Genomic DNA, 25,554 nt, shown 5'->3' on the forward strand with positions numbered 1-25,554 from the left:
ACCTGAGCGACTAGCGGTTGACGCTGCTCATGTCGCCGTACCGGTCGCCGGCCACGGCGTCGCGAGGGACCGCGTCCTCGAGCGCCTTCAGGTCGTCGTCGGAGAGCACCACATCCGCGGCGCCGACGTTCTCCTCGAGGTAGGGGATCCGCTTGGTGCCTGGGATCGGTACGACGTCGTCGCCCTGTGCCAGCAGCCAGGCGAGGGCGAGCTGGCCGGGCGTGCAGCCCTTGGCCTCGGCCAGCTCGCGGACCTTGGCGACGAGCCGCAGGTTGGCGTCCAGCGCCTCGCCCTCGAAGCGCGGGAACCAGCCGGCCGCCCGCGAGTCGCCGGCCTCGAGCGTGTCGGCCGTGACGGCGCCCGTCAGGATGCCGCGGCCCAGCGGTGAGTAGGGCACCAGGCCGATGCCCAGCTCGCGGACCGTGGGCACGATCTCGTCCTCGAGGTCGCGGGTGAACAGCGACCACTCACTCTGGAGCGCGGTGATCGGGTGCACCGCGTGGGCGCGGCGGATCGTGTCGGCCGCGGCCTCGGACAGCCCGAGGTGGCGGACCTTGCCGGCCTCGACCAGCTCCTTCATGGCACCGACCGTCTCCTCGATCGGCACGGTGGTGTCGACCCGGTGCTGGTAGTAGAGGTCGATGTGGTCCACGCCCAGTCGCCCGAGCGAGGCGTCGCAGGCGGACCGGACGTAGTCGGGTCGGCCGTTGATCCCGATCCAGCTGCCGTCCGGGTTGCGCTCGTTGCCGAACTTGGTGGCGAGCTGGACCTCGTCACGCCGGCCGGCGATCGCCTTGCCGACGAGCTCCTCGTTGGTGAAGGGGCCGTACATGTCGGCGGTGTCGAGGAAGGTCACGCCCAGGTCGAGCGCCCGCTGGATGGTCTCGATGCCGTTCGTGTCGTCGCCGGTCCCGTAGAACTCGGACATGCCCATGCAACCGAGGCCGAGGGTGGAGACCTCGAGGGCCGAAGAGGATGGACCCGATGTGGTGCCGAGAGTGCGTCGTTGGAGAGTCATGCCCACCACTGAACTCCTTGGAGCGCGCTCCAGGTCAACCCAGGACTACGCGGCTGACACGCGCGTCTCATAGAGGCCGATCTTGTAGTCGATCGCGCCGAGGTGGTCCTGCACCTCGGCGAGGCGGGCCAGCACGACCTGCCGGTGGGAGCGCAGCAGCTCGAGGCGCTCGAGCTCGTTGCCGTCCCCGGCCCGGCAGAGCTCGGTGTAGCGGCGTACGTCGCGGATCGGCATTCCCGTGGAGCGCAGCTTGGTGATGAGCTGGATCCAGCCCAGGTCCTGCTCGGCGTAGCGGCGGTGACCGGATGCGCCACGAGGGATCTCGCGCAGCATCAGCCCGCCACGTTCGTAGTAGCGAAGGGTGTCGGCAGTCAGGCCGGTCCGCTCGGCGGCCTCGGCGATGGTCAGTCCACGTCCGTCCACCTGCCCAGTGTCAGGGTTGGAGTGCACTCCAGGTCAAGACGTTGCTGCCGTCGGGAATTAGTTAGCCTAGGTAATGAGTTAGGCTAACGACATGCCTACCGTCCAACGAGCTGCCCGCACCGACGCCGGACTCGCCGCCGAGCTGCGGGTCTCGGTCATGCGCCTGCGCCGCCGCCTCGCCAACGAGCGGGAGCCGGGCAACGAGCTGAGCATCGCCTCCATGAGCGTGCTGGGCTCGCTCTACCGGCACGGTGACCTGACCGTCGGCGACCTGGCGGCCCTCGAGCGGGTGCAGCCCCCGAGCATGACCAGGCACATCAACGCTCTCGAGGACGGTGGCTACGTCACCCGCAAGGCGCACGAGACCGACGGCCGTGTCGTCGTGGTCGAGCTGACCTCCGAGGGCCGCGCAAGGGTGCTGGCCGACCGTCGGCGCCGTGACGAGTGGCTGTCCCGGCAGCTGCGTGACCTCACCGCCGAGGAGCGCGACGTGCTCCGCGCCGCCGCCCCCTTGCTCCAACGACTTGCCGAGGAGGCCTGAGCCAGCCGTATGTCACAGATGTTCCGCACCCTCGAGCGCAACCACAACTTCCGCCTCTACTTCGCCGGGAGCGTCGTCTCCAACACCGGCACCTGGATGCAGCGGGTGGCCCAGGACTGGCTGGTGCTCAGCCTGCCCGGCACCGGCGGCTCGGAGCTCGGCATCACCACCGGCCTGCAGTTCCTGCCGATCCTGCTGCTCTCGCCGTACGCCGGGGTGATCGCGGACCGGTTCCCCAAGCGGGCGTTGCTCCAGCTGACCCAGCTGAGCATGGCGCTCTCGTCCCTCGCCCTCGGCGCCTTGGCCGTGTCCGGTCAGGCCGAGGTGTGGATGGTCTATGTACTGGCGTTCGTGTTCGGGATCGGCACCGCCTTCGACGGTCCGGCCCGGCAGAGCTTCACCTCCGAGATGGTCGACCGGGACGACCTGACCAACGCGGTGGGGCTCAACGGCGCGGCGTTCAACCTGGCGCGGCTGCTCGGGCCGGCCTCAGCGGGCCTGCTGATCGCGCTGCTCGGCAGCGGCGCCCGCGCGGCAGGGTGGGTGATCCTGCTCAACGGGGTGTCGTACTTCGCGGTGATCTGGCAGCTGCGGCGGATGGACGAGTCGCTGCTCCATCCCGCAGAGATCCAGCCGCGGAGCCCGGGGATGCTGGTCGACGGCGTGCGCTACGTACGCACCCAACCCACGATGCTCATGGTGCTGGTCCTGGTGTTCTTCGCCGGCACCTTCGGGATGAACTTCCAGATCACCTCCGCCCTGATGGCCACCCAGGTCTTCGACAAGGGCGCAGGCGAGTTCGGCGTCCTCGGGTCCGCGGTCGCGGTCGGGTCGCTGACCGGCGCGCTGCTGGCCGCCCGTCGTCCCCGGATCCGGCTGCGGCTGCTGCTCGTCGCCGCCACCGGGTTCGGGGTGGCGGAGATCGTCGCCGGGCTGCTGCCGAGCTATCTCACCTTCGCGCTGTTCGCGCCGGTGATCGGGTTCTTCGTCATCACCCTGCTGAACTCCGCGAACGCGACGATGCAGCTGGCCGCCGACCCGGTCTACCGCGGCCGGGTCATGGCGATCTACATGACCGTGGTGATGGGCGGCACCCCGCTGGGCGCGCCGCTGGTCGGCTGGATCGGCGAGGAGCTCGGTGCCCGGTGGACCCTCATCCTCGGCGGCGCCCTGGTGCTGGTCGGCGTCGTTGTTGCGGTGCTCGTCTACGAGCGGTCGAGCGCGGGCCGGAAGAACGTCTCGGTCACGAACGGTCCGCCGACGAACGCCGTCTCCACCTCGTCCTCGGGTCGCGAGGCGATCCTCGACGAGAACATCTCCGCATCGTCCTGAGGGTCGTAGCCGAGTGCCCGCCCCGGCGCGAGGTCCCACCACGCGCGGGTGTTGCGCGAGATGCCGTAGACCACGGCGTAGCCGGGCGCGGGAGCGGTCAGGGCCGCCTCGAACATCCGCACGCAGTCGTCATGGGACAGCCAGGTCGACAGGTGGCGCAGCGTCGTCGGCTCGGGCAGGAACGACCCGATCCGGCAGGAGATGACGTCCAGGCCGTAGCGGTCGGCGTACAGGCTCATCACGGCCTCGGCGGCGACCTTGCCGACGCCGTAGAAGGTGTCCGGACGAGGCCGGTGCTCGGCGGTGATCTCGCTGTCCCGGGGTCGCGGGGTCCGGCCCACCGCGTGGTTGGAGCCGGCGTAGACGAACCGCCGGACACCGTGCTCGACCATCGCGTCGAGGAGGGCCGCGGTGGTCACCGTGTGGGACGTGAGCGAGTCGGGCAGCGACGACTCGCCCGGGTGGCCGGCCAGGTGCACCACCGCGTCGAGGGACTGACCCCTGGACGCCTGGGCGGCGAACACGGCGGCGACGGCGTCCGCGTCCGCGCAGTCGCCGGTGTGCCACGGGATGTCGCTGCCGTCGGGTGCGGGGACCCGGTCGAAGGCGACCACATCGAGCCCGCGGTCGGCCAGGCCGACGGTGAGGACCTGACCGATGCTCCCGGCGGCGCCGGTGACCAGAACGCGCATGACCTGACCAGCCACTACAGCAGCGGGACGAGGTGGCCGAGGAGACTGCCCATCCGGGTCGCTGCGGCCCGCCCTGCTTCGAGGACCTCCTCGTGGTTCAACGGTTCGTGGCTGATCCCCGCGGCCAGGTTGGTGACCAGGCTGATCCCCAGCACCTCCATGCCGGCCTCGCGGGCGGCGATCGCCTCGAGCGCGGTGCTCATGCCGACCAGCTGCCCGCCCAGCAGCCCGGCCATCCGGACCTCGGCCGGGGTCTCGTAGTGGGGTCCGGGGAACTGGACGTAGACGCCCTCGTCGAGGGTCAGGTCGATCCGCCTGGCCAGCGCCCGCAACCGCGCGCTGTAGAGGTCGGTCAGGTCGACGAACTTCGCGCCGACGATGGGTGAGCGTCCGGTCAGGTTGATGTGGTCACTGATGAGCACGGGCGTCCCTGGCTCCCAGACCTCCCTGAGACTGCCGCAGCCATTGGTGAGCACGATGGTGCGGCAGCCGGCGGCGGCGGCGGTGCGTACGCCGTGCACGACGGCCGCGACGCCCTTGCCCTCGTAGTAGTGGGTGCGGCTCAGGAAGACCAGCGCCCGGACCCCGGCCAGGTCGAGCGAGCGGATCTTGCCCGAGTGGCCCGCGACCGCGGCCTCCCCGAAGCCCGGCAGCTCGGTGGCGTCGATCTCGGCCGCGGCCGGGCCCAGCGCCTCGACGGCCGGCAGCCAGCCCGACCCCAGCACCATGGCCACGTCGTGGCGTCCGACGCCGGTCAGCTCGGCAAGACGTGCGGCGGCCTCGTCGGCCAGGGCGTAGGGGTCCTGTTCGCTCACGCGCTCACCCTAAGACGGTCCTATGGTGAGCGCATGCTCGACCACTTCGGAATCAACTGCAGTGATCTCGCCGAGTCCTCGGCGTTCTACGACGACGTGCTGGCTCCCTTGGGTCACCGTCGGCTCATGGACTTCGGGGTGGCCATCGGCTACGGCACCGACAAGCCGGACTTCTGGCTGTCGACGTTCGAGGGGATGGGCCCCAACCGCGAGGTGCACATCGCCTTCACCGCGGCGGACGCGGCCACGGTGCGCGCCTTCGTGGAGGCCGCCCGGGCCCGCGGCGCCGAGGTGCTGCACGAACCGAGGCTCTGGCCGGAGTACCACGAGACCTACTTCGGCGGCTTCGTCCGCGACCCCGACGGCAACAACGTCGAGGCGGTCTGCCACCGAGGCGACGTCTAGTGGCCCGCTCCTAATGTCCCAGGGACCGGCAGGGCCGGGCTCGGAGTGCGGCCACGTAGTCGTCAGGCGCTGAGGCGGCCTCGGCGGCGTCGGCGAGGACCCCGAGGTAGGACGCCGACGGCAGGCCGCCCTCGAACGCGTCCAGCACGTAGGTCCACACGACCAGCTCCTCGGTCATCGTGGCGACCCGCACCTTGGTCTTGCGGTAGAGCCCGGAGTCGGCCGACTCCCAGCTGTCCAGGGCGGACTCGTCCTCGCGGGTGACGTCGTAGACAGCGACGAAGACCTGCTCGAACGGGTCCTGGACGATGGTCGCGAGGGCGCCGTCCCAGCCGAGGTCCTCGCCGCCGAAGGTCAGCCTCCACCCCGTCAGCCAGCCCGTCGCGTGCAGGGGTGAGTGGGGGCACCGCTCGCCCATGCGTTCGGGGTCGAGGTTCGTCCCGTAGGCGGCATAAAGCGTCATCGGGGTCCCCGCGCCGGCGCGAGCGAAGCGAGTGGCGTCGTGGGGTGAAGGGTCACGCAGAGGAGCGTAACCAGCCGACTAGGCTGCAACGGTGACCGCAGAGAACCACTTCGACGTCCTCGTCCTCGGTGCCGGGCCCGGCGGCTACGTCGCCGCGATCAGGGCCTCCCAGCTCGGCAAGACGGCGGCGGTGGTCGAGGAGAAGTACTGGGGCGGCGTCTGTCTCAACGTCGGCTGCATCCCCTCCAAGGCGCTGCTGCGCAACGCGGAGATCGCCCACATCATCACCCACGAGCGGAAGACGTTCGGGATCGAGGGCGAGCCCACGATGGCCTACGGCCCGACGCACGCGCGCAGCCGCGGGGTGGCCGACGCGAGCGCCAAGGGCGTGCACTACCTGATGAAGAAGAACAAGATCACCGAGCTCGACGGCTGGGGGACCCTCAAGGGGACGGTCGACGGCCGGCACACGGTCGAGGTGGACAAGGATGGCAACAAGGCGTCCTACACGTGCGACAGCCTGATCATCGCCACCGGCGCGAAGGTCCGGATGCTGCCCGGGATGTCGCTGAGCGACAACGTCGTCACCTACGAGGAGCAGATCCTCGACGCCGAGCTCCCGGGCCGGATCATCATCGGCGGGTCCGGCGCCATCGGCGTCGAGTTCGCCTACGTCATGAAGAACTTCGGGGTCGACGTCACGATCGTCGAGTTCCTGGACCGGATGGTGCCGACCGAGGACGCCGACGTGTCCAAGGAGCTCCTCAAGCAGTACAAGAAGCTCGGCGTCGAAGTGCTGCTCTCGACCAAGGTCGACTCCGTCGAGGACACCGGGTCGGGGGTCAAGGTGACCGTCAGCCCGGCGGCCGGCGGAGAGTCGAAGGTGCTCGAGGCGGACAAGTTCCTGGCGGCGTTCGGCTTCGCGCCTCGTCTGGACGGCTACGGGCTGGAGGCCACCGGCGTCGAGACCACCGACCGGGGCGCGATCGCGGTCGACGCCCGCGGCCGTACCAACGTCGACGGCATCTACGCGATCGGCGACGTCACCGGCAAGCTGATGCTCGCCCACACCGCCGAGGCGATGGGCGTCGTCGCGGCCGAGACCATCGCCGGCGCCGACACCGTCGAGATCGACTTCGACTTCATCCCGCGCGCGACGTTCTGCCAGCCCCAGATCGCCTCGTTCGGCTACTCCGAGGAGCAGGCCAGGGAGAAGGGCTACGACGTCAAGACGGCGCAGTTCCCGTTCTCGGCCAACGGCAAGGCGCGCGGCATGGCCGAGGGCGTCGGCTTCGTCAAGATCGTGGCCGACGCGAAGTACAACGAGATCATCGGCGCCCACATGATCGGTCCCGAGGTCACCGAGCTGCTGCCGGCGCTGACCCTCGCCCGGCAATGGGACCTCACCGCCGACGAGGTCGCGCGCAACGTCTTCGCGCACCCGACCCTGTCGGAGGCCATGAAGGAAGCCGTCGAGGGCATCGCCGGCCACATGATCAATCTCTGAGCCATGGCCACAGATCGCGTCGTCATCCTCGGCGGCGGCCCGGGCGGCTACGAGGCCGCCCTGGTCGCGGCCCAGCTCGGTGCCGAGGTCACCGTCGTGGACAGCGACGGGATCGGCGGATCAGCCGTCCTCACCGACTGCGTGCCGAGCAAGACGCTGATCGCCACGGCCGAGCTGATGTCGGACGTCCACAGCGCCAACGAGCTCGGCGTGATGATCGGCGACGACGGTGTACGTGTTGACCTCGCCCGGGTCAACGCCCGGGTGCTCAAGCTGGCCGCCGACCAGTCCGCCGACATCACCCGCCGTCTCGACAAGGAGGGTGTCCGGGTCGTCCGCGGCCGCGGCCGCCTCGACGGCCCGGGGAGGGTCGTCGTCGGCACCGGCGCCGACACGGCGTCGTACGACGCGGACGCCGTGCTGGTCGCCACCGGCGCGGCGCCGCGCACGCTGCCGAGCGCCCAGCCGGACGGCGAGCGGATCCTCACCTGGGAACAGGTCTACGACCTGGGCGAGGTCCCCACCGAGCTGATCGTCGTCGGATCTGGCGTGACCGGCGCGGAGTTCGCCAGCGCCTACCTGGCCCTCGGCATCCCGGTCACGCTGGTGTCGTCCCGTGACCGGGTGCTGCCGGGCGAGGACGCCGACGCGTCCGCGGTGCTCGAGGAGGTCTCGACGAGGCGCGGCATGAAGGTCCTGTCGAAGTCCCGGATGGAGTCGGTGACCCGCGAGGGGGACCAGGTGACCGTGACGCTCACCGACGGCCGGACCGTCGAGGGCTCCCACTGCATCCTGGCGCTCGGCTCGGTGCCCAACACCACGGACCTCGGCCTCGAGGAGGCCGGCGTGATCCTCAAGGACGGTGGTTTCGTCAACGTCGACCGGGTCTCCCGCACCTCGGCCCGAGGGGTCTACGCCGCCGGTGACTGCACCGGGGTGCTGATGCTGGCCAGCGTCGCCGCGATGCAGGGCCGGATCGCGATGTGGCACTTCCTCGGCGACGCGGTGCAGCCGCTCGACCTCAAGCGGGTCTCCTCCAACGTCTTCACGGCCCCGGAGATCGCCACCGTCGGCTGGTCGCAGCAGGCGATCGACGCCGGCGAGATCATGGCCGAGGCCGTCACGCTGCCGCTCTCCGGCAACGCCCGCGCCAAGATGCAGGGCGTGCACGACGGCTTCGTGAAGCTGTTCTGCCGCCCGGGCACCGGCATCGTGGTCGGCGGCGTCGTGGTGGGCCCACGGGCGAGCGAGCTCATCCACCCGGTGTCGATCGCGGTGGCGGAGTCGCTCACAGCCGACCAGCTGGCCCAGGCGTTCACCGTCTACCCGTCGATGAGCGGCTCGATCGCCGAGGCGGCCCGGCGGCTGCACAAGGTTTGATCGACGGACTCCGCGAGGAACGAGCGGAGTCCGGGTCGATCAAAGGTCGAGCAAGCCGCGCGACCGAGGAACGAGGTCGCGACCGGCGTGTCGAGACCACCGCAGCCAGCGCTGGAAGTCGATGCGCTCGGGCGAGCAGGAGCGTCGGCTGCGGTGGTCTCGACAAGCTCGACCAACGGTGGTCTCAGAGCCCGTCGAGCATCGCCTGCAGCCGGGCGATCTCCGCGCCCTGGTCGGCGATCACGTCGGTCGCGAGCTCGGCGACGCGCTGGTCGGCCCCGTGGGTGAGGACATACTGCGCCATCGCGATGGCGCCCTCGTGGTGCCGGATCATCGAGGTGAGGAAGAGCCGGTCGAACGCGGCGTCGCGGGCGGCCGCGAGCTCGTCGAGCTCCTCCTCGCTCAGCATCCCCTGCATGCCGGCGTGGCCGTGCTCGGCGTGGTCGTAGTCGTCCGGGTCCGCGTCAGGCGCGGGCACGTCGATGGAACGCTCGGTCAGCCACTGCGCCATCACCAGGATCTCGGCGGCCTGCGCGGCCGAAATGCGCTGCGCCACCTGGTCGAGCTGCCGGTTGTCGGTGCGGGCGCTGTCCACGAGCCCGGCCAGGTCCAGCGCCTGCCGGTGATGCAGCACCATCATCTGCATGAACGCGACGTCCTCGTGCGCGGCGTCGGTCTCCTCCAGCGGCTGGTCCGGGTCGCGAGTGGACGTGTCCTCACCGGGCGCACCTGGCTGCAGCTCGGGCACCGGCGCGGACGGCGCGCTGGGGGAAGGGGCTGCGTCCGCCGGGGCAGCCGGGTCGTCGCTGCAGGCGGTGACGCACACGACCAGGCAGACGGACCAGGCCACGCTCACCGCCGTACGCCGGGTCCGCTGCACGGTGCGTAACCTAGCCCGCCGCCCGTAGTTTGACCGTCGTGCCGACCCCACACCGGACCCCGCGACGACTCCGCCTCGCCCTGACCTCGCTCGCCCTGGGGGCCATGGGCCTCGCCCTGCTCCAGGCGCCCGCGATCGCCACGGCGCTGGCACCGGTGCTCGGTGGCGACGACGACCCCGCCACGTGCACCACCGCCGAGCTCAAGGCGCTCCAGGCGGCCGGCGACAACTTCGCAGACAGGTGTCTCCTGCCGGGCCAGGAGCTTGCCGGCCTGCGCGGCGCCGACTTCGGCGCGGCCGCGGAGGTCGACCGCTCCGACGACCTCGAGCTGGTCGCCAGCGTGCCGCTGAGCGGCGCGTTCGCGGAGGAGGGTGCCTACGGCACCGACATCGCGTTCAAGGGCAGGTATGCCTACCAGGGCAACTACAAGGGCTTCTCGGTCTACGACATCAAGACCCCCACCGCCCCGCAGCTGGTCGCCCAGGTCGTCTGCCCGGGCAGCCAGGGCGACGTGTCCGTCTATCGCAACGTGCTGATCCTCAGTGTCGACTCCAGCCGCAGCGACAACACATGCTCCAGCAAGGGGCAGTCGGCCAGCGAGAAGTCCTCGTGGGAGGGGCTGCGGGTCTTCGACATCCGCGAGCCCGCCCAGCCGAAGTACGTCGCCGCGGTGGAGACCGCCTGCGGTTCGCACACCCACACGATCGCGCCGTCCAAGAAGGGGAAGGCGCTCTACGCCTACGTCTCGTCCTACTCGCCCAGCGAGGACTTCCCGGACTGCCAGCCGCCGCACGACTTCATCAGCGTGGTCAAGGTGCCGCTCGCGAAGAAGAAGATGCCGAAGGCCCGGGTCGTCGCGACGCCCGTGCTCTTCCCGGACGGCGGCAACCCGGGCTCACCCACCCCGACCAGCGAGACCAGCGGCTGCCACGACGTGACGGCCTACCCCGCGAAGAACCTGATGGCGGGCGCCTGCATGGGTGACGGCATCCTGATGGACATCACGAACCGCAAGCGGCCGGTCGTCGTCCAGCGGGTCACCGACGAGGTCAACTTCTCGTTCTGGCACTCCGCGACGTTCAACAACGCGGGCACGAAGGTGGTGTTCACCGACGAGCTCGGAGGTGGCTCCCTGCCCACCTGCAACCCCGTCGCCGGACCGACCAGGGGCGCCGACGGCATCTACGACATCGTCGGCGGGCAGCTGCAGTTCCGCAGCTACTACAAGATGCCGCGGATCGAGGCGCTCACGGAGAACTGCGTGGCCCACAACGGGTCGCTGATCCCGGTCCCCGGCCGGGACATCATGGTCCAGGCCTGGTACCAGGGTGGGATCTCGGTCTTCGACTTCACCGACTCGGCCAACCCCGTGGAGATCGCCCACTACGACCCACCGCCGCTCTCGGACACCGAGCTCGTGCTCGGCGGGGTGTGGTCGGCCTACTGGTACAACGGCAAGATCTACGGCAGCGACATCACCCGTGGGCTCGACGTGTTCCAGCTCAGTGACCCGCTGGTGGCGCCGGCGCAGAACGTGCGCTTCGTCAGGTTCAACGCGCAGTCGCAGCCGTCCTACTGACGGTTCGGCCGGCCGGTCAGATGGTCGGGGCGTGTGGGGTGCCTGCGTAGAGCGCCCCCAGCGCGTAGCCCCCGGCGCCGCGAGCGTGCAGGGCCATCCGGCGCTGCAGCGATGAGGTGTCGTCCGGGTCGCTGAGCTCGGTCAGTCGCAGGAGCCGGCGGCGCGGGGCCAGGCCGGCCTCGATGCGCTGTACGTCGTCGGGACAGGCGCGGACCGTGCCGGCTCCCGGCCACTCGACCTCGGCCGAGGCGGGGCCGTGCCGGGGGTCGAACCAGCACGGCTCGGAGCTGGTCGGGGGCGGCTCGCCATAACAGATGGCCTCGGCCCGGGCGAGGTGGAAGCGGGCCTGGCACAGCGTCGTGTGCACGGCCATCACGTCGGCGAGCGTGGTGACCTCGCGCAAGGCCGCCCGGGCGGCGCCATAGAGCCCCGCGGCGCGCTTCCACTCGGTGGATGCCTCCCCGTCGAACCAGGGCGGGCTGTTGTCGAGGCTCTCGGCCAGCGCGGTCAGGTCCTCCCGGGCCAGCCGGGTGCCCAACCGGAACTCCGCCAGAGCGAGCTGTCGTCTCTCGGGCTGCGGTCGGCGGCGGGCGCCTCGGGCCATGTTCGGATGCTAGGTGCGCGGGACCCACCACCGGGTCACGGGAAGGTTGCAGATCAGAGAGGGATGCCACCCGGGAGGTGCGTGGCCCTGCCGGCACGCCTCAGGGCGATCGCGACTGCCTCGTAGTCGTTGGCCATGCCCCGCCTCCGCATGTCGGCTGGGGACCGGGGAGCGGAGCCCAGTTCGTCCCAAGTCACCTCGCCGCTGTCGAGCTTGATCGTTCGCCGTCGGGGCGCGCGACCCTCCGCGATCAGGTCGGCGTCCTGCTGGCAGCAGGCGTAGGTCGACGACTCTGCGCCGATCGGCGCCCACGTGGCCTCGGTGACGGCCGGCCCGTGCTGCGGGTTGAAGGCACACGGGTCCGTCCGGGTCGGCGGCTCCTCACCGCGCACGATCGCGTCGCTGCGAGCGAGGTGGACGAACGCCTGGCAGATCGTCTCCTGCACCGCGAGCAGGGCTTCGGCAGTCTCGGCCTCCCGCAGGCGTGGGCGGGCCTCAGCCGTCAGCGTGCGCGCCTTCGCCCGCTCGGCGAGCGCGTCCGGCTCCGCCGGGGGCGCCTCGTCCTCGAGGCGCTCGCCGAGCTCGAGGAGATCCTCGCGCGCCAGCTTGGTGAGCCACCGGAGCTGTGCGGATTCGTCCTCGGCTCTGCGCTTCCTGCCCAACGGGTTCCAGGCCATCCGACGATGGTAGGTCTGCCCGGTCGCCTGACAGCCTCCCCGCGCCGACCTACCCTCGGGACTCGTGACCATCTCTCGGGCTCCCGCCGCCCTCGCCCTCGTCGTCGCCGTCCTCGGGTTGCCGACGACGGCGCACGCCGCCGCAGACGACTGGACCATCCCCGACAAGGCGACCATCAGGATCTACGGGCACGGCTACGGCCATGGGCACGGCATGTCCCAGCACGGCGCCCAGGGCGCGGCCCTGCAGGGTCTCACCCATCAGGAGATCGTCGACTTCTACTACCCCGGCACGACCTGGGGGACCGCCAAGGGCAAGGTCAGCGTGCTCATCACTGCCGACACGACCAAGGACGTCCGGGTCGTCGCCTCCGGCAGCCTGCGGCTGCGGGTCCTCGCCAGCGGCAAGGTGCTCGAGCTCGCCAAGGCCCGGCCTCGGGCGACGCGGTGGCGGATCACCCCGGTGACCGGTGGCCGGTCGCAGGTGTCCTACCGGACCTCGTCGTGGAAGGTGTTCCGCACCGTCAACGGCGACGCCGAGCTCTTCACCCCGCGCGCGCCCACGACGTTGGTGCTGCCGAAGGGCGCCAAGGTCGCCTACCGCGGCGTGCTGCGCTCGGTGAAGAAGGACACGGTCAACGTGCTGCCGCTCGACAGATACCTCCAGGGAGTCGTGCCGCAGGAGATGCCCCCGCTGTGGGAGCCCGAGGCCGTCAAGGCGCAGGCCGTCGCCGCGCGCACCTACGCGGCCTACGAGCGCGCCCACCCGATCGCCTCGCACTACCAGATCTGCGACACCACCTCCTGCCAGGTCTACGGCGGCGCCAGCGCCGAGCACAGGGCCGCGACGGCGGCGATCCGGGCGAGCCGCGGCGAGGTCCTGCTCCACGACGGGGCGCCGGCGTTCACCCAGTTCTCGGCCTCGAGCGGCGGCTGGACCTCAGCCGGCTCCGCGCCCTACCTCGTGGCCCAGCAGGACCCCTACGACGGCTGGTCGGGCAACCCGCACAGCTCCTGGCAGACGGTCGTCAGCGACGGCACGGTCGAGAAGGCGTTTCCCGGCGTCGGCAACCTGACCAGGATCCAGTTCGCGGGCCGGGACGGCAACGGCGAGTGGGGCGGCCGGGTGGACCAGGTGACCGTCACGGGTGACAAGGGCGCCAAGACCGTCTCGGGGGAGGACTTCCGGTTCCTGCTCGGCCTCCGGTCCGAATGGGTCAACCTCACCGTGACCGCGGGGCGGGCTGGGAGCTAGCCCGACTCTCAGCTCAGCACCAGCACCAGGTCGCCGCCGTCGACGGCCTGGGTGCCGGCCAGTGCGATGCGCTCGACGGTGCCGTCGACCGGGGCGGTGATCGAGGCCTCCATCTTCATCGCCTCGATGGTCGCGACCGTCTCGCCGGCGGCGACCTTGGCGCCCTCCTCGACCACCACGGTGACGGCGCCCTGGAACGGAGCCGCGACCTGCCCGGGCTTGGCCGGGTCGGCCTTCTCGGCGACTTTCACGTCGGAGGAGACGCTGCGGTCACGGATGCTGATCGGGCGGAGCTGGCCGTTGATGGTGGCCATCACCGACCGGTAGCCGCGCTCGTCGGGCTCGCCGATCGCCTGGAGTCCGAGCAGGATCGTCTTGCCCTCCTCGATCGTGACCTCGTGCTCCTCGCCGTGGCGCAGGCCGTAGAGGTAGTCGATCGTGGGCAGCACCGAGACGTCGCCGTAGGTCTGCCGGGCCTCGGTGAACTCCTGGGTCGGGCCCGGGAAGAGGAGCCGGTTGAGGGTCTCGCGGCGCACCCGCGAGCTGCCGTGGGCGAGGGCCTCGCTCTGCTCCGCGGTCACCTCGCTCGCCGGCGGCCTCCAGGTCCGGCCCGCCAGCGCCCTGGTCCGGAACGGCTCGGGCCAGCCGCCGGGCGGGTCGCCGAGCTCGCCGTTGAGGAAGCCGATGACGGAGTCGGGGATGTCGAACCTGGCAGGGCCCTCCGCGAACTCCGCCGGGTCAGCACCCAGCCCGACCAGAGCGAGGGCGAGGTCGCCGACGACCTTGGACGACGGAGTGACCTTGACGATGTTGCCGAGGATGTCGTTGGCCGCGGCATACATGTCCTCGACCTGCTCGAACTTCTCGCCGAGACCCAGCGCGATCGCCTGCTGGCGCAGGTTGGAGAGCTGACCACCAGGGATCTCGTGCCGGTAGACGCGCCCGGTCGGGGCCGGGAGACCCGACTCGAACGGCGCGTAGACCCGCCTGGTGGCCTCCCAGTAGGGCTCGAGCGCGTTGACCGCGGCCAGCGACAGCCCGGTCTCGCGGGCGGAGTGGTCGGTGGCCGAGACCAGCGCGGACAGGGCGGGCTGCGAGGTCGTGCCTGCCATCGACGCGCACGCGGCGTCGACCGCGTCGACGCCGGCGTCGATCGCCGCCAGCAGGGTGCCGAGCTGACCACCGGCGGTGTCGTGGGTGTGCAGGTGCACTGGCAGGTCGAAGCGCTCGCGCAGCGTGGTCACCAGCGTGCGGGCGGCCGGGGCCCGCAGGAGGCCGGCCATGTCCTTGATGGCCAGGACGTGCGCGCCTGCCTCGACGATCCGCTCGGCCAGCCCGAGGTAGTAGTCGAGGGTGTAGAGCTTCTCGCCGGGGCTCGAGAGGTCGCCGGTGTAGCAGAGCGCGACCTCGGCCACGGTCGTCCCGGTCTCCCGGACCGCCTCGATCGCCGGCCGCATCTGCTCGACGTCGTTGAGGGCGTCGAAGATCCGGAACACATCGAGCCCGGAGTCGGCCGCCTCCCGGACGAAGGCCGCGGTTACCTCCGTGGGGTAGGGCGTGTAGCCCACGGTGTTGCGGCCGCGGAGCAGCATCTGCAGGCAGATGTTGGGGACCGCCTGGCGCAGGGCGTCCAGCCGCTCCCAGGGGTCCTCGGAGAGGAAGCGCAGCGCGACGTCGTACGTCGCTCCGCCCCAGCACTCCAGCGACCACAGCTCGGGGGTGGTGCGGGCGAGGTGGCCGGCCACCTGCAGCAGGTCCCGGGTGCGGACCCGGGTCGCGAGCAGCGACTGGTGGGCGTCGCGGAAGGTCGTGTCGGTGACGGCCACCGACGTCTGGGCGCGCAGCCGGCGTGCGAACTCCTCGGGGCCGACCTCGAGGAGGAGCTGGCGGGACCCGTCGGGCGCCGGGACCGACAGGTCGACACCCTGCTCACGACCAGGCAGCTTGACCGCTGGGTCCAGGGTCACCGGCGCCTCACCGTGCGGCTTGTTGACGGTGACGTCGGCGAGGTAGGACATGAGCTTGGTGCCGCGGTCGCCGGTGGCCCGCGCCTGGAGCAGGTGCGGGTGGGTCTCGATGAAGGACGTGGTGATCCGGCCCGCGGCGAAGTCCGGGTCGTCCAGGACGGCCTGCAGGAAGGCGATGTTGGTCGTGACGCCACGGATCCGGAACTCGGCGATGGCTCGTCGCGCCTTCTGGACCGCGGTGTCGAAGTCGCGGCCGCGGCAGGTGAGCTTGGACAGCATCGAGTCGAAGTGGGCCGAGACCTCGGCGCCGGTGTAGGTCGTGCCGCCGTCGATGCGGACGCCGGCGCCGCCGGGGGAGCGGTAGGTCGTGATCACACCGGTGTCGGGGCGGAAGCTGTTGGCCGGGTCCTCGGTGGTGATCCGGCACTGGAGCGCCGCCCCGCGCAGGGAGACCGTGTCCTGACTGAGGCCCAGGTCGGCGAAGGTGGCTCCCGAGGCGATCCGCAGCTGCGCCTGCACCAGGTCGACGTCGGTGACCTCCTCGGTCACCGTGTGCTCGACCTGGATCCGGGGGTTCATCTCGATGAAGACGTAGTTGCCCTGGGGGTCGAGCAGGAACTCCACGGTGCCGGCGTTGCGGTAGCCGATCTCGCGGGCGAACCGGACGGCGTCCGCGCACATGCGCTCCCGCAGGCCGGGGTCGAGGTTGGGCGCCGGGGCGATCTCGACGACCTTCTGGTGCCGGCGCTGCACCGAGCAGTCGCGCTCGAACAGGTGGATGACCTCGCCCTGGGCGTCGGCCAGGATCTGCACCTCGATGTGGCGCGGGTCGGTGACTGCCTGCTCGATGAACACGGTCGGGTCGCCGAAGGCACCCTCGGCCTCGCGCATGCAGGCCTCCACGGCCTCGCGGAGGTCCTCGGCACGGTCCACGCGTCGCATGCCCCGGCCGCCACCGCCGGCGACCGCCTTGACGAACAGGGGCAGGTCCAGGCCGGAAGCTGCCTCCACCAGCGCGTCGGCGTCGGTCGAGGGGTCGACCGAGGCGAGCGTCGGGACACCGGCGGCCTTGGCGGCCGCGATCGCCCGGGCCTTGTTGCCGGTGAGCTCCAGGATCCCGGCAGGCGGCCCGACGAAGGTGATGCCGGCGTTGGTGCAGGCCTCCGCGAGGGTGGGGTTCTCCGACAGGAACCCGTAGCCGGGGTAGACGGCGTCGGCCCCGGCGCGCACGGCCACCGCGACGATCGCCTCCGGGTCGAGGTAGGCCCGGACCGGATGGCCGCGCTCGCCGATCTCGTAGGCCTCGTCCGCCTTGAGCCGGTGTTCGGAGCCACGGTCCTCGTGGGGGAAGACCGCCACGGTGCGTGCCCCGAGCTCGTAGGCCGCGCGGAACGCCCGGATCGCGATCTCACCTCGGTTGGCGACCAGCACCTTGCTGAACATGGTCAGCAACCTACTTGCGCGAGATGGCCTCCGCGTTTCGCGTCTCAGCCTCGGGAGCGGCCCCCTGGGCAAGGGAGAGCCGGCCGGGTTCGAGGAGCTGGGTCTCCAGTGAGTCGGGGTCCAGCGGGCGGGCCATGAGATAGCCCTGGGCCTGGTTGACGTCGGCCTCGCGGAGGAGATCCATCTCGTCGGTGGTCTCCACGCCTTCGGCGAGGGTGGTCAGACCGAGGTCCTTGCCCAGCTGGACCAGCGTGCCCACCAGGGCCTGGGACTCCGGCGAGGTGGTGACGGCGCTGGTGAAGGCCCGGTCGATCTTGAGGCAGTCGACGGGGAACTGCTGCAGGTAGGCCAGGGAGGAGTATCCGGTGCCGAAGTCGTCCACCGCGATCCTGACGCCCAGCGCCCTGACGGCCTGCAGGCGGCGTGCGGTGGCCGCGACGTTGGCCATCAGCGCGGTCTCGGTGACCTCGATGATCAAGTGGCTGGCGGGCAGGCCACTCTCGAGCAGAGCGACTCGGATGTCCTCGACGACGCTGTCGGAGTCGAGCTGGCGGGCGGAGACGTTGACCGAGACGCTCAGGTCGTCGCCGCGGGAGTGCCAGGCAGCCATCTGCCGGCACGCCGTCAGGAGGACCCACGCGCCGACCTCCCGGATCTGTCCGGTCTGCTCCAGGACGGGGATGAACTCGTCGGGACCCACCACTCCGCGCGTCGGGTGGTCCCAGCGGAGCAGGGCCTCGACGCCGACGATGGTGAGGTCGTCGAGCTCGTAGATCGGCTGGTAGACCAACCGGTACTGACCACCGGTCAGTGCCGAGCGCAGGTCGAACTCCAGGTCGGTGCGGCGCACGATGTCGCTCTGCATGGCCGGGTCGAAGACCTCGTAGCGGTTCTTGCCGTCCGCCTTGGCCTGGTAGAGCGCCACGTCGGCGTCCCGCAGGAGCTCTCCGGCGGTGGCCCGGTCACCCGTGGCGATGCCGATGCTCACGTTGACCGTGAGCGGCATCGTCCCCTCACCGAGGTCGAAGGGCTGGCGCATGACATCGAGCAGCCGCTGCGCTACGAGTGAGGGTGCGACGTCGAGCTCCGCGCCGTCGACGAGCACGACGAACTCGTCGCCGCCCATCCGACCGATCGTGTCCACCCCCCGCAAGGTGCTCGACAACCGGTCCGCCACCCCGATCAGGAGCCGGTCGCCCACTGCGTGACCGAGCGTGTCGTTGACGTTCTTGAAGTTGTCCAGGTCGAGGAACAGCAGCGCGCTGGAGGTGTGGTGGCGGCGGTCGCGGGCGAGCATCTGCTCGGCCCGATCCATGACGAGGGCCCGGTTGGGAAGACCAGTCAGGGCGTCGTGCAGTGCCTGGTGGTGCAGCTGGCTGGTCCGCTGGACGAGCTGACGCCGGGCCCGCTCGCGCCCGGTTCCGAGCACGAAGATGAGGACACCGAGCAGCAGGCTCGACAGCATCCCTGCGAGTAGCAGCAGCAGTGCATCGCCGTCGGTGATGCTGCCGGTCTCGATGACTCCCGAGACGTGAACGGTCCAGCCGTTGTGCAGGTCGATCGTCGCCGTCTCGGCTCCCGGCTCGGGCACGCCCCTGTCGAATGCCACGTCCGATCCGCCGCCGCGGTAACGCATCTGCGCAGACCAGCTCGGGTGCTCCCGCAGCGCCCGGTCAAGGAGCACGGTGGGGTCGAGCTGCATGGCGACCAGCGCCGCGAACGCCTCCCGGCGACCGTCGTCGGTCGAAGGGATCTCCTCGCTTCGGTAGATCGGGGTTTGCATCGCCAGCCAGGTCTCCCCGCCGGACAGGTAGGGAAGGTAGGCGCCCTCGCCGGAGTCCCGTGCCGCCAGCAGGAGATCACGGATCTTCTCGTCCGCGCAGTAGTCGACGTTGCCGGGCGCATCGGCCACCACCTCGGTGGCGACGGCCGCCGAGACGAGGCAGTAGAACGGCCGTGGCCCGGGGGGTTGCACGGTGAACTCCCCGTCCGGCAGCACTCCGACCGGATCGGCCTCCGCCTGAGCAGCGAACGCCGGCAGGTCGGCGTGCTCGACCACCTTCAGCACGGCAAGACCGGCCATCTCGGGGTAGCGCTCGAACGTGCGTGCCGCGGCAGCCCAACGAGCGAAGTCGCTCTGGGTGAGTTCGGGGTCGGACACGAGACCACCGGCGTCGACGACGATGTCGTCTTCGTGCTGGATCGCCAGCTGAAGCGTCGAAGCCACCCCCGCGGCGGAGGTCTCGAAGGCCTTTCGTGAGCGGTGGGTCCGGTTGTCGGCCACGGCGCTTGCGGCGAGGACCGAGATGACGAGCCCACCAGAGACCACGAGGGCCGCTGCGCCTAGCCACGTGGCGTGCCGCCGCGAACGCCCGGCCTGGTTGGCCGAGTCGTTGCTGACAGGCAGATCCATGCTTCCTCCCCCGTGGGCCGGACACACCGCGACCAGCGGCACGCGCGCCACTCCCGGCGAAATCACGATGGCATGAGTTGGAGGTGCGTGAGGGGGTTATCTGGAAAGCGGCGACCGGCCGCTCACGACGCGCGGAACTGGCTGACCAGGTCGGGAAGCGCGCGCTGCGCGAGCTCGACCGCCAGGTCCTCGGGGATGTCGAGGACCGGGACCGCCTGACCGCCACCGGCCGTGGTCGCCACCAAGGTCGTGAGCCCGACCCGGCGCTGGAACCAGGTCGCCCGGAAGTTCCAGCCGATGACGTGGTCGGTGTGCAGCACCCGCCGACGGCGGACGACGCTGCCGGCTCGGGCCACCACGTGCCCGTCGACCAGTGCGTGGCCGAGGGCCCGGACCCGGTCCGCGGCCAGCAGCGCGGCCACGGGCAGCGCGACCAGCGCCGTGAGCAGCCACACCGGCTGCCCGAGCACGACTGCGACGGCGGCGGCGACCGCACCGAGCGCGGCCGGGACCATCGCGCGGGTCCAGCGGCGGCGTACGGCGGCCGGTCCGTGGGGCACCAACGGGCCCGACACGGGCGACCCCACGCCGAGCACTGCCGCGGCCGTGCGCTCCACTGTGGCCCGCGGTGCCGGCGGCACCAGGGTGGAGCTGCCCTGCTCGCTGCGGTCCAGCCCGGTGACGATGGCACTGAGCCGGGCGCCGCCCGCGGCGCGAACCCCGATCGCCTCGGTCAGCGTCACCCCGGCGACCCGGTCGTCGTCCAGGGTGGTCTCGCGGGTGGTGAACAGCCCGCGGCTCAGGTGCCAGTCGCCGCCCGGGCCGGGAGGGCGTCGGGACACCCGGAAGGCCCAGTTCGTCACCAGATAGCCCCCGATGGCGAGCGCCGACGTCACCACCAGCGCCACCAGGACGCCGAGGGGGACGAGGACCACCAGGGGCAGGGTCGGTCCGCTGAGCGACTCGTAGTCCTCGGCGTCGACGTCCTCCCAGAAGCCGAGGATCTCGAGGAACTGGGCGCCCAGGCCGAGCGCGGCGGCCGCGATGATGACGCCGCTCCCGGTCAGCGGGGCGTACTTCAGCCACGAGGGTTCGAAAGCCGCCACGACCTCCTCGGCCATCGGCGCGGGACCGATCGCCGAGGGTGCGCCGTCGTCCGCGACGCTGACCCGCAACAGTTCCGATCGCAGCTCGCGGGCGCGGGCGACCGGCAGGCCGTCGAGGTCGAGCTTCTCGTCGTCGCTGGTCGAGGCGGTGCCGGTGCCGACCCGCAACGTCGTGAGCCCCAGCGCACGTTGGATCAGCGACGACGTCAGATCCACCGTGCGGACCCGCTCGACCGGAGTGGAGAGCACGTGCCTGCTGACCAGGCCGCGCCTGAGCTCAACGCGGCCCGCCGCCACCCGGAAGCTGGTCGTCAGGTAGCGCAGCAGGCCGATGGCGATGGGGATCACGATGCCGAAGGCCTGCCAGACCTGGCCGCCGGCGGCCTGGCCCGCGAACACGATCGCGATCAGCGCCGGGAGGAACCGGATGACCTCGCGAACCGGGTGCACCAGCAGCATTCGCGGGTCGAGGCGCTGCCAGTCCTGGTCTCGCTGGAGCTCGCTCACGTGGCGTCGCCCTCGACCGCGTCGGCCTTGAGGGTCAGCTCGTCGACGAGCTGACGGGCGACGTCCCTGTCGAGCCCGGAGATCCGCAGGGCGCCGGCGGCCGAGGCGGTCGTGACGGTGACGGTGGCGAGCCGGAACAGCCGCTCGACCGCGCCCTCGGCGTGGTCGACGGTCTGGATCCGGGACATCGGCGCGATCCGGCGCTCCCGGGCCCACCAACCGGTCTGGGTGTAGACGGCGGTCTCGGTCACCTCCCAACGGTGCACGAGGTAGCGCCACTGCGGGACGACGGCAGCCCAGACGACGTGTACGCCCGCCGCGATCGCGAACGCCCACCACGGCAGGTCGATCTCGTCGATGAGTCCGTCGGCGACAGCCATGACGGTGACCGTCATGACCGCCTCGACCAGCGCGGAGACCCGCCACATCAGGCGTGCGCGCGGGCTCACCCGGCGGCTGGGCTCGCGCAGCGAGGTCACTTCAGTTCGCAGATGACCGCACCGTTGGTGACGGTGACACCGACCTCGGCCTCGAGCCCGGTCACGGTGCCGTCCTTGTGGGCCTTGAGCGGCTGCTCCATCTTCATGGCCTCGAGGACGACGACCACGTCGCCCTCGGCGATCTCCTGCCCCTCCTCGACGGCGATCTTGACGATGGTGCCCTGCATGGGGCTGGTCACCGCGTCGCCGCTGGCGGCCGCGCCGGACTTCTTGCCGGTCGCCCGCTTCGGCTTCTTCCCGCCTGCGGCTGCGCCGGCCCCGACCGCGCCCAGACCACCGGGCAGCACGACCTCGAGGCGCTTGCCGCCGACCTCCACGACCACGCTGTGGCGCTCGTCGGGCTCAGGTGCCTCGGCCGAGTCGCCGGCGTAGGGCTCGATCTGGTTGTCGAAGTCGGTCTCGATCCAGGTCGTGTAGACCTCGAACGTCTCCGGCCTCTCGGCAGGCGTGCCGACGAAGGCCGGGTCGTCGACCACCGCGCGGTGGAACGGGATCACCGTGGGCATCCCGTCGACCTCGAACTCGTCGAGCGCCCGGCGGGACCGCTCCAGGGCCTGGGTGCGGTCGCGTCCGGTGACGATGAGCTTGGCGATCAGCGAGTCGAAGGAGCCGGGAACGGTCTCACCGTTCTCGTAGCCACCGTCGAGCCGGATGCCCGGACCGAGGGGCGGGCTCCATGCGGTGAGGGTGCCCGGGGCCGGCATGAAGTTGCGGCCACCGTCCTCGGCGTTGATGCGGTACTCGATCGAGTGGCCGCGGACCTCCGGGTCGTCGTAGCCAAGCTCCTCGCCCGCCGCGATCCGAAACATCTCGCGCACCAGGTCGATCCCGGTGACCTCCTCGGAGACGCAGTGCTCGACCTGGAGCCGGGTGTTGACCTCGAGGAAGGAGATGGTCCCGTCCCTGGCGACCAGGAACTCGCAGGTGCCGGCGCCGACGTAGCCGGCCTCGCGCAGGATCGCCTTGGACGCCTCGTAGAGCCGGGCGACCTGGTCGTCGGTGAGGAACGGCGCAGGTGCCTCCTCGACTAGCTTCTGATGGCGGCGCTGGAGGGAGCAGTCCCGGGTCGAGACGACCACGACGTTGCCGTGGGCGTCGGCCAGGCACTGGGTCTCGACGTGGCGGGGCTTGTCGAGGAACTTCTCCACGAAGCACTCGCCGCGCCCGAACGCCGTCACCGCCTCCCGGACGGCGGACTCGAAGGCCTCGGCGACCTCGGACATCTCGCGGGCGACCTTGAGGCCGCGTCCGCCGCCGCCGAAGGCGGCCTTGATGGCGATCGGCAGGCCGTGCTCCTCGGCGAACCTCACCGCCTCGTCGGCGTTCTCGAGCGGGTCCTTGGTGCCCGGGGCCAGCGGTGCCCCGACCTTCTCGGCGATGTGCCGCGCACGGACCTTGTCGCCGAGGTTCTCGATGGCCTCCGGGGGAGGCCCGATCCAGATGAGCCCGGCGTCGATCACGGCCTGCGCGAACCCGGCGTTCTCGGCGAGGAAGCCGTAGCCGGGGTGCACAGAGTCGGCCCCGGTCTTCTTGGCGACCCCGATGATCTTGTCGATGTCGAGGTATGACTCGGCCGGCGTCGACCCGCCCAGCGCGTGCGCCTCGTCGGCGATGCGCACGAAGTGCGCGTCGCGGTCAGGGTCGGCGTACACCGCGACCGAGCCGATCCCCGCGTCCTTGCAGGCGCGGATCACGCGCACGGCGATCTCGCCTCGGTTGGCGATGAGGACCTTCTTCAGAGGGGTCGTCTCAGGCACGACGGGCAGGCTACCGCTCCCCGTTCGCGGTCCTTCCGAAGGACCCATACTGGGACACATGAGGTCTCGATGCGCGGTCTACGTCGATGCCGGCTATCTGCTCGCTTCCGCGGCCACCCGGGTGACCGGCACGTCGCTGCGCTCGGGTGTGCACGTGCTCTACGACCACCTCGTCGACGCGCTCATCGACCAAGCGGAGGAGGCGAGCGGGCTCCCGCTGCTGCGGGTCAACTGGTACGACTCGGGATCACGTGGCGGCCTGCCCGACCCGTTCCAGGAGCAGATCGGGATGCTGCCTCGGGTCAAGCTCCGGCTCGGCCGGCTGTCCTATTCGGGTGAGCAGAAGGGCGTCGACCTGCGGATCGGCCTCGACCTGGTGATGCACGCGCGCAACCAGGCCGTCGACATGATCTTCCTGGTCTCCGGCGACGACGATCTGACCGAGGCGGTCGAGGAGGTGCAGGGCCACGGCATCCCGGTGATGCTGCTCGCCGCGCCCGACAAGGACGGCCGACCGCACGCGGTGAGCCGGCACCTGCTGCGTGAGGCCGACGGCATCGTGACCATCAACCCCGACGCCATCGACATGTATGTCCAGGCGCGGACCCGGCCCGAGCCGGAGCCCGAACCGGTCGCCCCGGTCGAGGAGCCGGCCCGGCCGACACCGGCGCTGCTGGCCGGGCGCAAGCCGACCCCGCCCGGCGTCGTACCCCCGTCGCCCGAGGTGGTGCGGGCCTCGGCGCTCGTCTACTCATCGGCGAGCGGGCAGGCCGGCCCCGCGCCCGTGGACGAGTCGGCGCCCGAGGGGCTGATCGACGAGGTGTGCACCAGCGTGCTGACCACCTGGCTCCAGCGGGCCCGCCCCGACGAGGTGCGCGAGCTCCGGGACGGCCAGCCGCTCATTCCCGGCGACATCGACCGGGCGCTGCTCACCGACCTCTCGGCGCGGACCGGGCACTACTACATCGAGGACCACGACCGCTACCTGCTGCGCGAGCGCTTCTGGGTGACCCTGGCGGGGATGAAGCAGTGACAGGTTAGCGATCGTTAACCAACGCGGCTAGCATCGGGGCATGACCTACGAGCTGTCGCGCGAGCACGAGGAGTTCCGGCGCAGCGTCCGCGAGTTCGCCCTGGCGGAGATCGCGCCGCACGCCGCGCAGTGGGACCGGGACCACCACTTCCCGGTCGACGTGGTGCGACAGATGGGCAAGCTCGGGCTGTTCGGCCTGACCGCCCCGGAGGAGTACGGCGGCGCCGGCGAGCACGGCGACTTCACCAGCCTGTGCGTGGCCATCGAAGAGCTCGGCCGCGTGGACCAGTCGATGGGCATCACCCTCGAGGCCGCGGTCGGCCTGGGCATCAACCCGATCCTCACCTACGGCACCGACGACCAGAAGCAGCAGTGGCTGCCCGACCTGGTCGCGGGCCGGGCGCTCGCCGGCTTCGGCCTGACCGAGCCCGGAGCCGGGTCCGATGCCGGCGCCACCCGGACCAAGGCCGAGCTGGTCGACGGGCCGGACGGCAGGGAGTGGGTCGTCAACGGCGCCAAGCAGTTCATCACCAACTCCGGCTCCGAGATCACCAGCGTGGTGACCGTGACGGCCCGCACCGGCACCGTCTCGGCGGGGGAGGGGGACAAGGCGGAGATCAGCGCGATCCTGGTGCCGTCCGGCACGGAGGGCTTGGTCGTCGAGCCGGCCTACGACAAGCTCGGCTGGCACGCCTCGGACACGCATCCGCTCACGTTCCAGGACTGCCGGGTGCCCGAGAGCAACCTGCTCGGTGAGCGCGGGCGCGGCTACGCGCAGTTCCTCGCGATCCTCGACGACGGCCGGGTTGCGATCGCGGCGCTGGCTGTCGGGTGCATCCAGGCGTGCGTCGACCTGAGCGTCCAGTACGCCCTCGACCGCCAGACGTTCGGTGTCCCCATCGGTCGCAAGCAGGGTGTCGCGTTCCAGGTCGCCGACCTCGAGGTGATGCTCCACGCGAGCCGGCTGCTCACCTACCGGGCCGCGGCCATGAAGGATGCGGGAGCACCCGTCAAGGACTTCAAGCAGGCCGCGTCGATCGCCAAGCTCTACGCCACGGAGTCCGCGGTCACGGCCACCCGGATCGCGACGCAGGTCTTCGGGGGCTACGGCTTCATGGAGGAGTACGCCGTCGCACGGCTCTACCGCGACGCGAAGGTGCTCGAGATCGGCGAGGGTACCTCCGAGGTGCAGCGGATGCTCATCGCCCGCGGGCTCGGCCTGCCTGTCGAGTAGCGCCCCGGTCCCCGGCATACGC

21 protein-coding genes and 1 pseudogene are annotated in these 25,554 nt (G+C 71.0%); 9 read left to right on the plus strand and 13 right to left on the minus strand.

Features of this window, described 5'->3' with window-relative positions:
* Positions 1–10: 10 nt before the first annotated feature.
* Complete coding sequence (locus ACYVC6_RS13130) at positions 11–1,018, minus strand: aldo/keto reductase (RefSeq protein WP_460714740.1); 1,008 nt, start codon at positions 1,016–1,018, stop codon at positions 11–13.
* 45 nt (positions 1,019–1,063) lie between these two features.
* On the minus strand, positions 1,064–1,441 hold the full coding sequence (locus ACYVC6_RS13135; RefSeq protein ID WP_460714742.1) for a MerR family transcriptional regulator: 378 nt from the start codon (positions 1,439–1,441) through the stop codon (positions 1,064–1,066).
* A 91-nt stretch (positions 1,442–1,532) separates the two neighbouring features.
* Here ACYVC6_RS13135 and ACYVC6_RS13140 point away from each other — a divergent pair, with 91 nt between their 5' ends.
* Positions 1,533–1,982 (plus strand): MarR family winged helix-turn-helix transcriptional regulator, encoded by a 450-nt coding sequence (locus ACYVC6_RS13140; RefSeq protein WP_460714744.1) that lies wholly within the window; start codon positions 1,533–1,535, stop codon positions 1,980–1,982.
* 9 nt (positions 1,983–1,991) lie between these two features.
* On the plus strand, positions 1,992–3,314 hold the full coding sequence (locus tag ACYVC6_RS13145; protein WP_460714746.1) for an MFS transporter: 1,323 nt from the start codon (positions 1,992–1,994) through the stop codon (positions 3,312–3,314).
* A gap of 197 nt (positions 3,315–3,511) precedes the next feature.
* Here ACYVC6_RS13145 and ACYVC6_RS13150 read toward each other — a convergent pair.
* Positions 3,512–4,006, minus strand: a pseudogene (locus tag ACYVC6_RS13150) (NAD-dependent epimerase/dehydratase family protein); the annotation flags it as partial.
* 14 nt (positions 4,007–4,020) lie between these two features.
* Positions 4,021–4,821, minus strand: a complete 801-nt coding sequence (locus ACYVC6_RS13155; RefSeq protein WP_460714748.1) for a purine-nucleoside phosphorylase — start codon at positions 4,819–4,821, stop codon at positions 4,021–4,023.
* Positions 4,822–4,854: 33 nt separating this feature from the next.
* Here ACYVC6_RS13155 and ACYVC6_RS13160 point away from each other — a divergent pair, with 33 nt between their 5' ends.
* Positions 4,855–5,226 (plus strand): VOC family protein, encoded by a 372-nt coding sequence (locus ACYVC6_RS13160; protein WP_460714750.1) that lies wholly within the window; start codon positions 4,855–4,857, stop codon positions 5,224–5,226.
* Positions 5,227–5,236: 10 nt separating this feature from the next.
* Here the strand turns inward: ACYVC6_RS13160 and ACYVC6_RS13165 are convergent, their stop codons facing one another.
* Positions 5,237–5,689 (minus strand): gamma-glutamylcyclotransferase family protein, encoded by a 453-nt coding sequence (locus ACYVC6_RS13165; RefSeq protein ID WP_460714752.1) that lies wholly within the window; start codon positions 5,687–5,689, stop codon positions 5,237–5,239.
* Between the two features lie 91 nt (positions 5,690–5,780).
* On the opposite strand from ACYVC6_RS13165, the gene lpdA reads away from it, so the two are divergent.
* Positions 5,781–7,196: a dihydrolipoyl dehydrogenase gene (gene lpdA, locus ACYVC6_RS13170; RefSeq protein WP_460714754.1), complete on the plus strand. Its 1,416-nt coding sequence runs from the start codon at positions 5,781–5,783 to the stop codon at positions 7,194–7,196.
* Positions 7,197–7,199: 3 nt separating this feature from the next.
* Positions 7,200–8,576 (plus strand): NAD(P)H-quinone dehydrogenase, encoded by a 1,377-nt coding sequence (locus ACYVC6_RS13175; protein ID WP_460714756.1) that lies wholly within the window; start codon positions 7,200–7,202, stop codon positions 8,574–8,576.
* A gap of 184 nt (positions 8,577–8,760) precedes the next feature.
* Here ACYVC6_RS13175 and ACYVC6_RS13180 read toward each other — a convergent pair whose 3' ends face one another.
* Positions 8,761–9,456, minus strand: coding sequence for a DUF305 domain-containing protein (locus ACYVC6_RS13180; RefSeq protein ID WP_460714758.1), 696 nt, complete (start codon positions 9,454–9,456; stop codon positions 8,761–8,763).
* A gap of 38 nt (positions 9,457–9,494) precedes the next feature.
* Between ACYVC6_RS13180 and ACYVC6_RS13185 the strand changes: the two genes are divergently transcribed.
* Positions 9,495–11,036: an LVIVD repeat-containing protein gene (locus ACYVC6_RS13185; RefSeq protein ID WP_460714760.1), complete on the plus strand. Its 1,542-nt coding sequence runs from the start codon at positions 9,495–9,497 to the stop codon at positions 11,034–11,036.
* A gap of 16 nt (positions 11,037–11,052) precedes the next feature.
* Here the strand turns inward: ACYVC6_RS13185 and ACYVC6_RS13190 are convergent, their stop codons facing one another.
* Together ACYVC6_RS13190 and ACYVC6_RS13195 are read right to left on the minus strand one after the other, a co-directional pair.
* Positions 11,053–11,640 (minus strand): hypothetical protein, encoded by a 588-nt coding sequence (locus ACYVC6_RS13190; protein ID WP_460714762.1) that lies wholly within the window; start codon positions 11,638–11,640, stop codon positions 11,053–11,055.
* Between the two features lie 53 nt (positions 11,641–11,693).
* A complete protein-coding gene (locus ACYVC6_RS13195) occupies positions 11,694–12,317 on the minus strand; it encodes a hypothetical protein (protein ID WP_460714764.1) in 624 nt (207 codons plus the stop codon).
* 64 nt (positions 12,318–12,381) lie between these two features.
* Between ACYVC6_RS13195 and ACYVC6_RS13200 the strand changes: the two genes are divergently transcribed.
* Positions 12,382–13,572, plus strand: coding sequence for a SpoIID/LytB domain-containing protein (locus tag ACYVC6_RS13200; protein WP_460714766.1), 1,191 nt, complete (start codon positions 12,382–12,384; stop codon positions 13,570–13,572).
* An 8-nt stretch (positions 13,573–13,580) separates the two neighbouring features.
* Here ACYVC6_RS13200 and ACYVC6_RS13205 read toward each other — a convergent pair whose 3' ends face one another.
* The 5 genes from ACYVC6_RS13205 to ACYVC6_RS13225 all read right to left on the minus strand — a co-directional run bounded on the left by ACYVC6_RS13205 (position 13,581) and on the right by ACYVC6_RS13225 (position 23,265).
* On the minus strand, positions 13,581–16,982 hold the full coding sequence (locus tag ACYVC6_RS13205; protein WP_460714768.1) for a pyruvate carboxylase: 3,402 nt from the start codon (positions 16,980–16,982) through the stop codon (positions 13,581–13,583).
* Between the two features lie 10 nt (positions 16,983–16,992).
* The gene (locus tag ACYVC6_RS13210; protein WP_460714770.1) at positions 16,993–19,395 is read right to left on the minus strand and encodes a putative bifunctional diguanylate cyclase/phosphodiesterase; all 2,403 of its coding nucleotides are present in this window, start codon (positions 19,393–19,395) and stop codon (positions 16,993–16,995) included.
* Positions 19,396–19,517: 122 nt separating this feature from the next.
* Entirely contained in the window at positions 19,518–21,008 is a 1,491-nt protein-coding gene (locus tag ACYVC6_RS13215) for a PH domain-containing protein (protein ID WP_460714772.1), read from the minus strand.
* Positions 21,005–21,487 carry a PH domain-containing protein gene (locus ACYVC6_RS13220; RefSeq protein WP_460714774.1) on the minus strand — a complete coding sequence of 161 codons (483 nt, stop codon included), beginning with the start codon at positions 21,485–21,487 and terminating at the stop codon, positions 21,005–21,007. The genes ACYVC6_RS13215 and ACYVC6_RS13220 overlap by 4 nt, the downstream gene beginning before the upstream one ends.
* Positions 21,484–23,265: an acetyl/propionyl/methylcrotonyl-CoA carboxylase subunit alpha gene (locus ACYVC6_RS13225; RefSeq protein WP_460714776.1), complete on the minus strand. Its 1,782-nt coding sequence runs from the start codon at positions 23,263–23,265 to the stop codon at positions 21,484–21,486. Before ACYVC6_RS13225 ends, ACYVC6_RS13220 begins: the two co-directional genes overlap by 4 nt.
* A 58-nt stretch (positions 23,266–23,323) precedes the next feature.
* On the opposite strand from ACYVC6_RS13225, the gene ACYVC6_RS13230 reads away from it, so the two are divergent.
* Positions 23,324–24,298: an NYN domain-containing protein gene (locus ACYVC6_RS13230; RefSeq protein WP_460714778.1), complete on the plus strand. Its 975-nt coding sequence runs from the start codon at positions 23,324–23,326 to the stop codon at positions 24,296–24,298.
* 40 nt (positions 24,299–24,338) lie between these two features.
* Positions 24,339–25,532 (plus strand): acyl-CoA dehydrogenase family protein, encoded by a 1,194-nt coding sequence (locus tag ACYVC6_RS13235; RefSeq protein WP_460714780.1) that lies wholly within the window; start codon positions 24,339–24,341, stop codon positions 25,530–25,532.
* Positions 25,533–25,554: the final 22 nt, after the last annotated feature.

It is taken from the genome of Nocardioides dilutus (genome assembly GCF_054779555.1).

Coding starts and splice junctions, on each gene's coding strand:
- ACYVC6_RS13165 (WP_460714752.1), bottom strand. CDS start 5,689: ATGACGCTTTATGCCGCCTACGGGACGAACCTCGACCCCGAACGCATG.
- ACYVC6_RS13140 (WP_460714744.1), top strand. CDS start 1,533: ATGCCTACCGTCCAACGAGCTGCCCGCACCGACGCCGGACTCGCCGCC.
- ACYVC6_RS13195 (WP_460714764.1), bottom strand. CDS start 12,317: ATGGCCTGGAACCCGTTGGGCAGGAAGCGCAGAGCCGAGGACGAATCC.
- ACYVC6_RS13210 (WP_460714770.1), bottom strand. CDS start 19,395: ATGGATCTGCCTGTCAGCAACGACTCGGCCAACCAGGCCGGGCGTTCG.
- ACYVC6_RS13175 (WP_460714756.1), top strand. CDS start 7,200: ATGGCCACAGATCGCGTCGTCATCCTCGGCGGCGGCCCGGGCGGCTAC.
- ACYVC6_RS13235 (WP_460714780.1), top strand. CDS start 24,339: ATGACCTACGAGCTGTCGCGCGAGCACGAGGAGTTCCGGCGCAGCGTC.
- ACYVC6_RS13190 (WP_460714762.1), bottom strand. CDS start 11,640: ATGGCCCGAGGCGCCCGCCGCCGACCGCAGCCCGAGAGACGACAGCTC.
- ACYVC6_RS13160 (WP_460714750.1), top strand. CDS start 4,855: ATGCTCGACCACTTCGGAATCAACTGCAGTGATCTCGCCGAGTCCTCG.
- ACYVC6_RS13205 (WP_460714768.1), bottom strand. CDS start 16,982: ATGTTCAGCAAGGTGCTGGTCGCCAACCGAGGTGAGATCGCGATCCGG.
- ACYVC6_RS13130 (WP_460714740.1), bottom strand. CDS start 1,018: ATGACTCTCCAACGACGCACTCTCGGCACCACATCGGGTCCATCCTCT.
- ACYVC6_RS13145 (WP_460714746.1), top strand. CDS start 1,992: ATGTCACAGATGTTCCGCACCCTCGAGCGCAACCACAACTTCCGCCTC.
- ACYVC6_RS13230 (WP_460714778.1), top strand. CDS start 23,324: ATGAGGTCTCGATGCGCGGTCTACGTCGATGCCGGCTATCTGCTCGCT.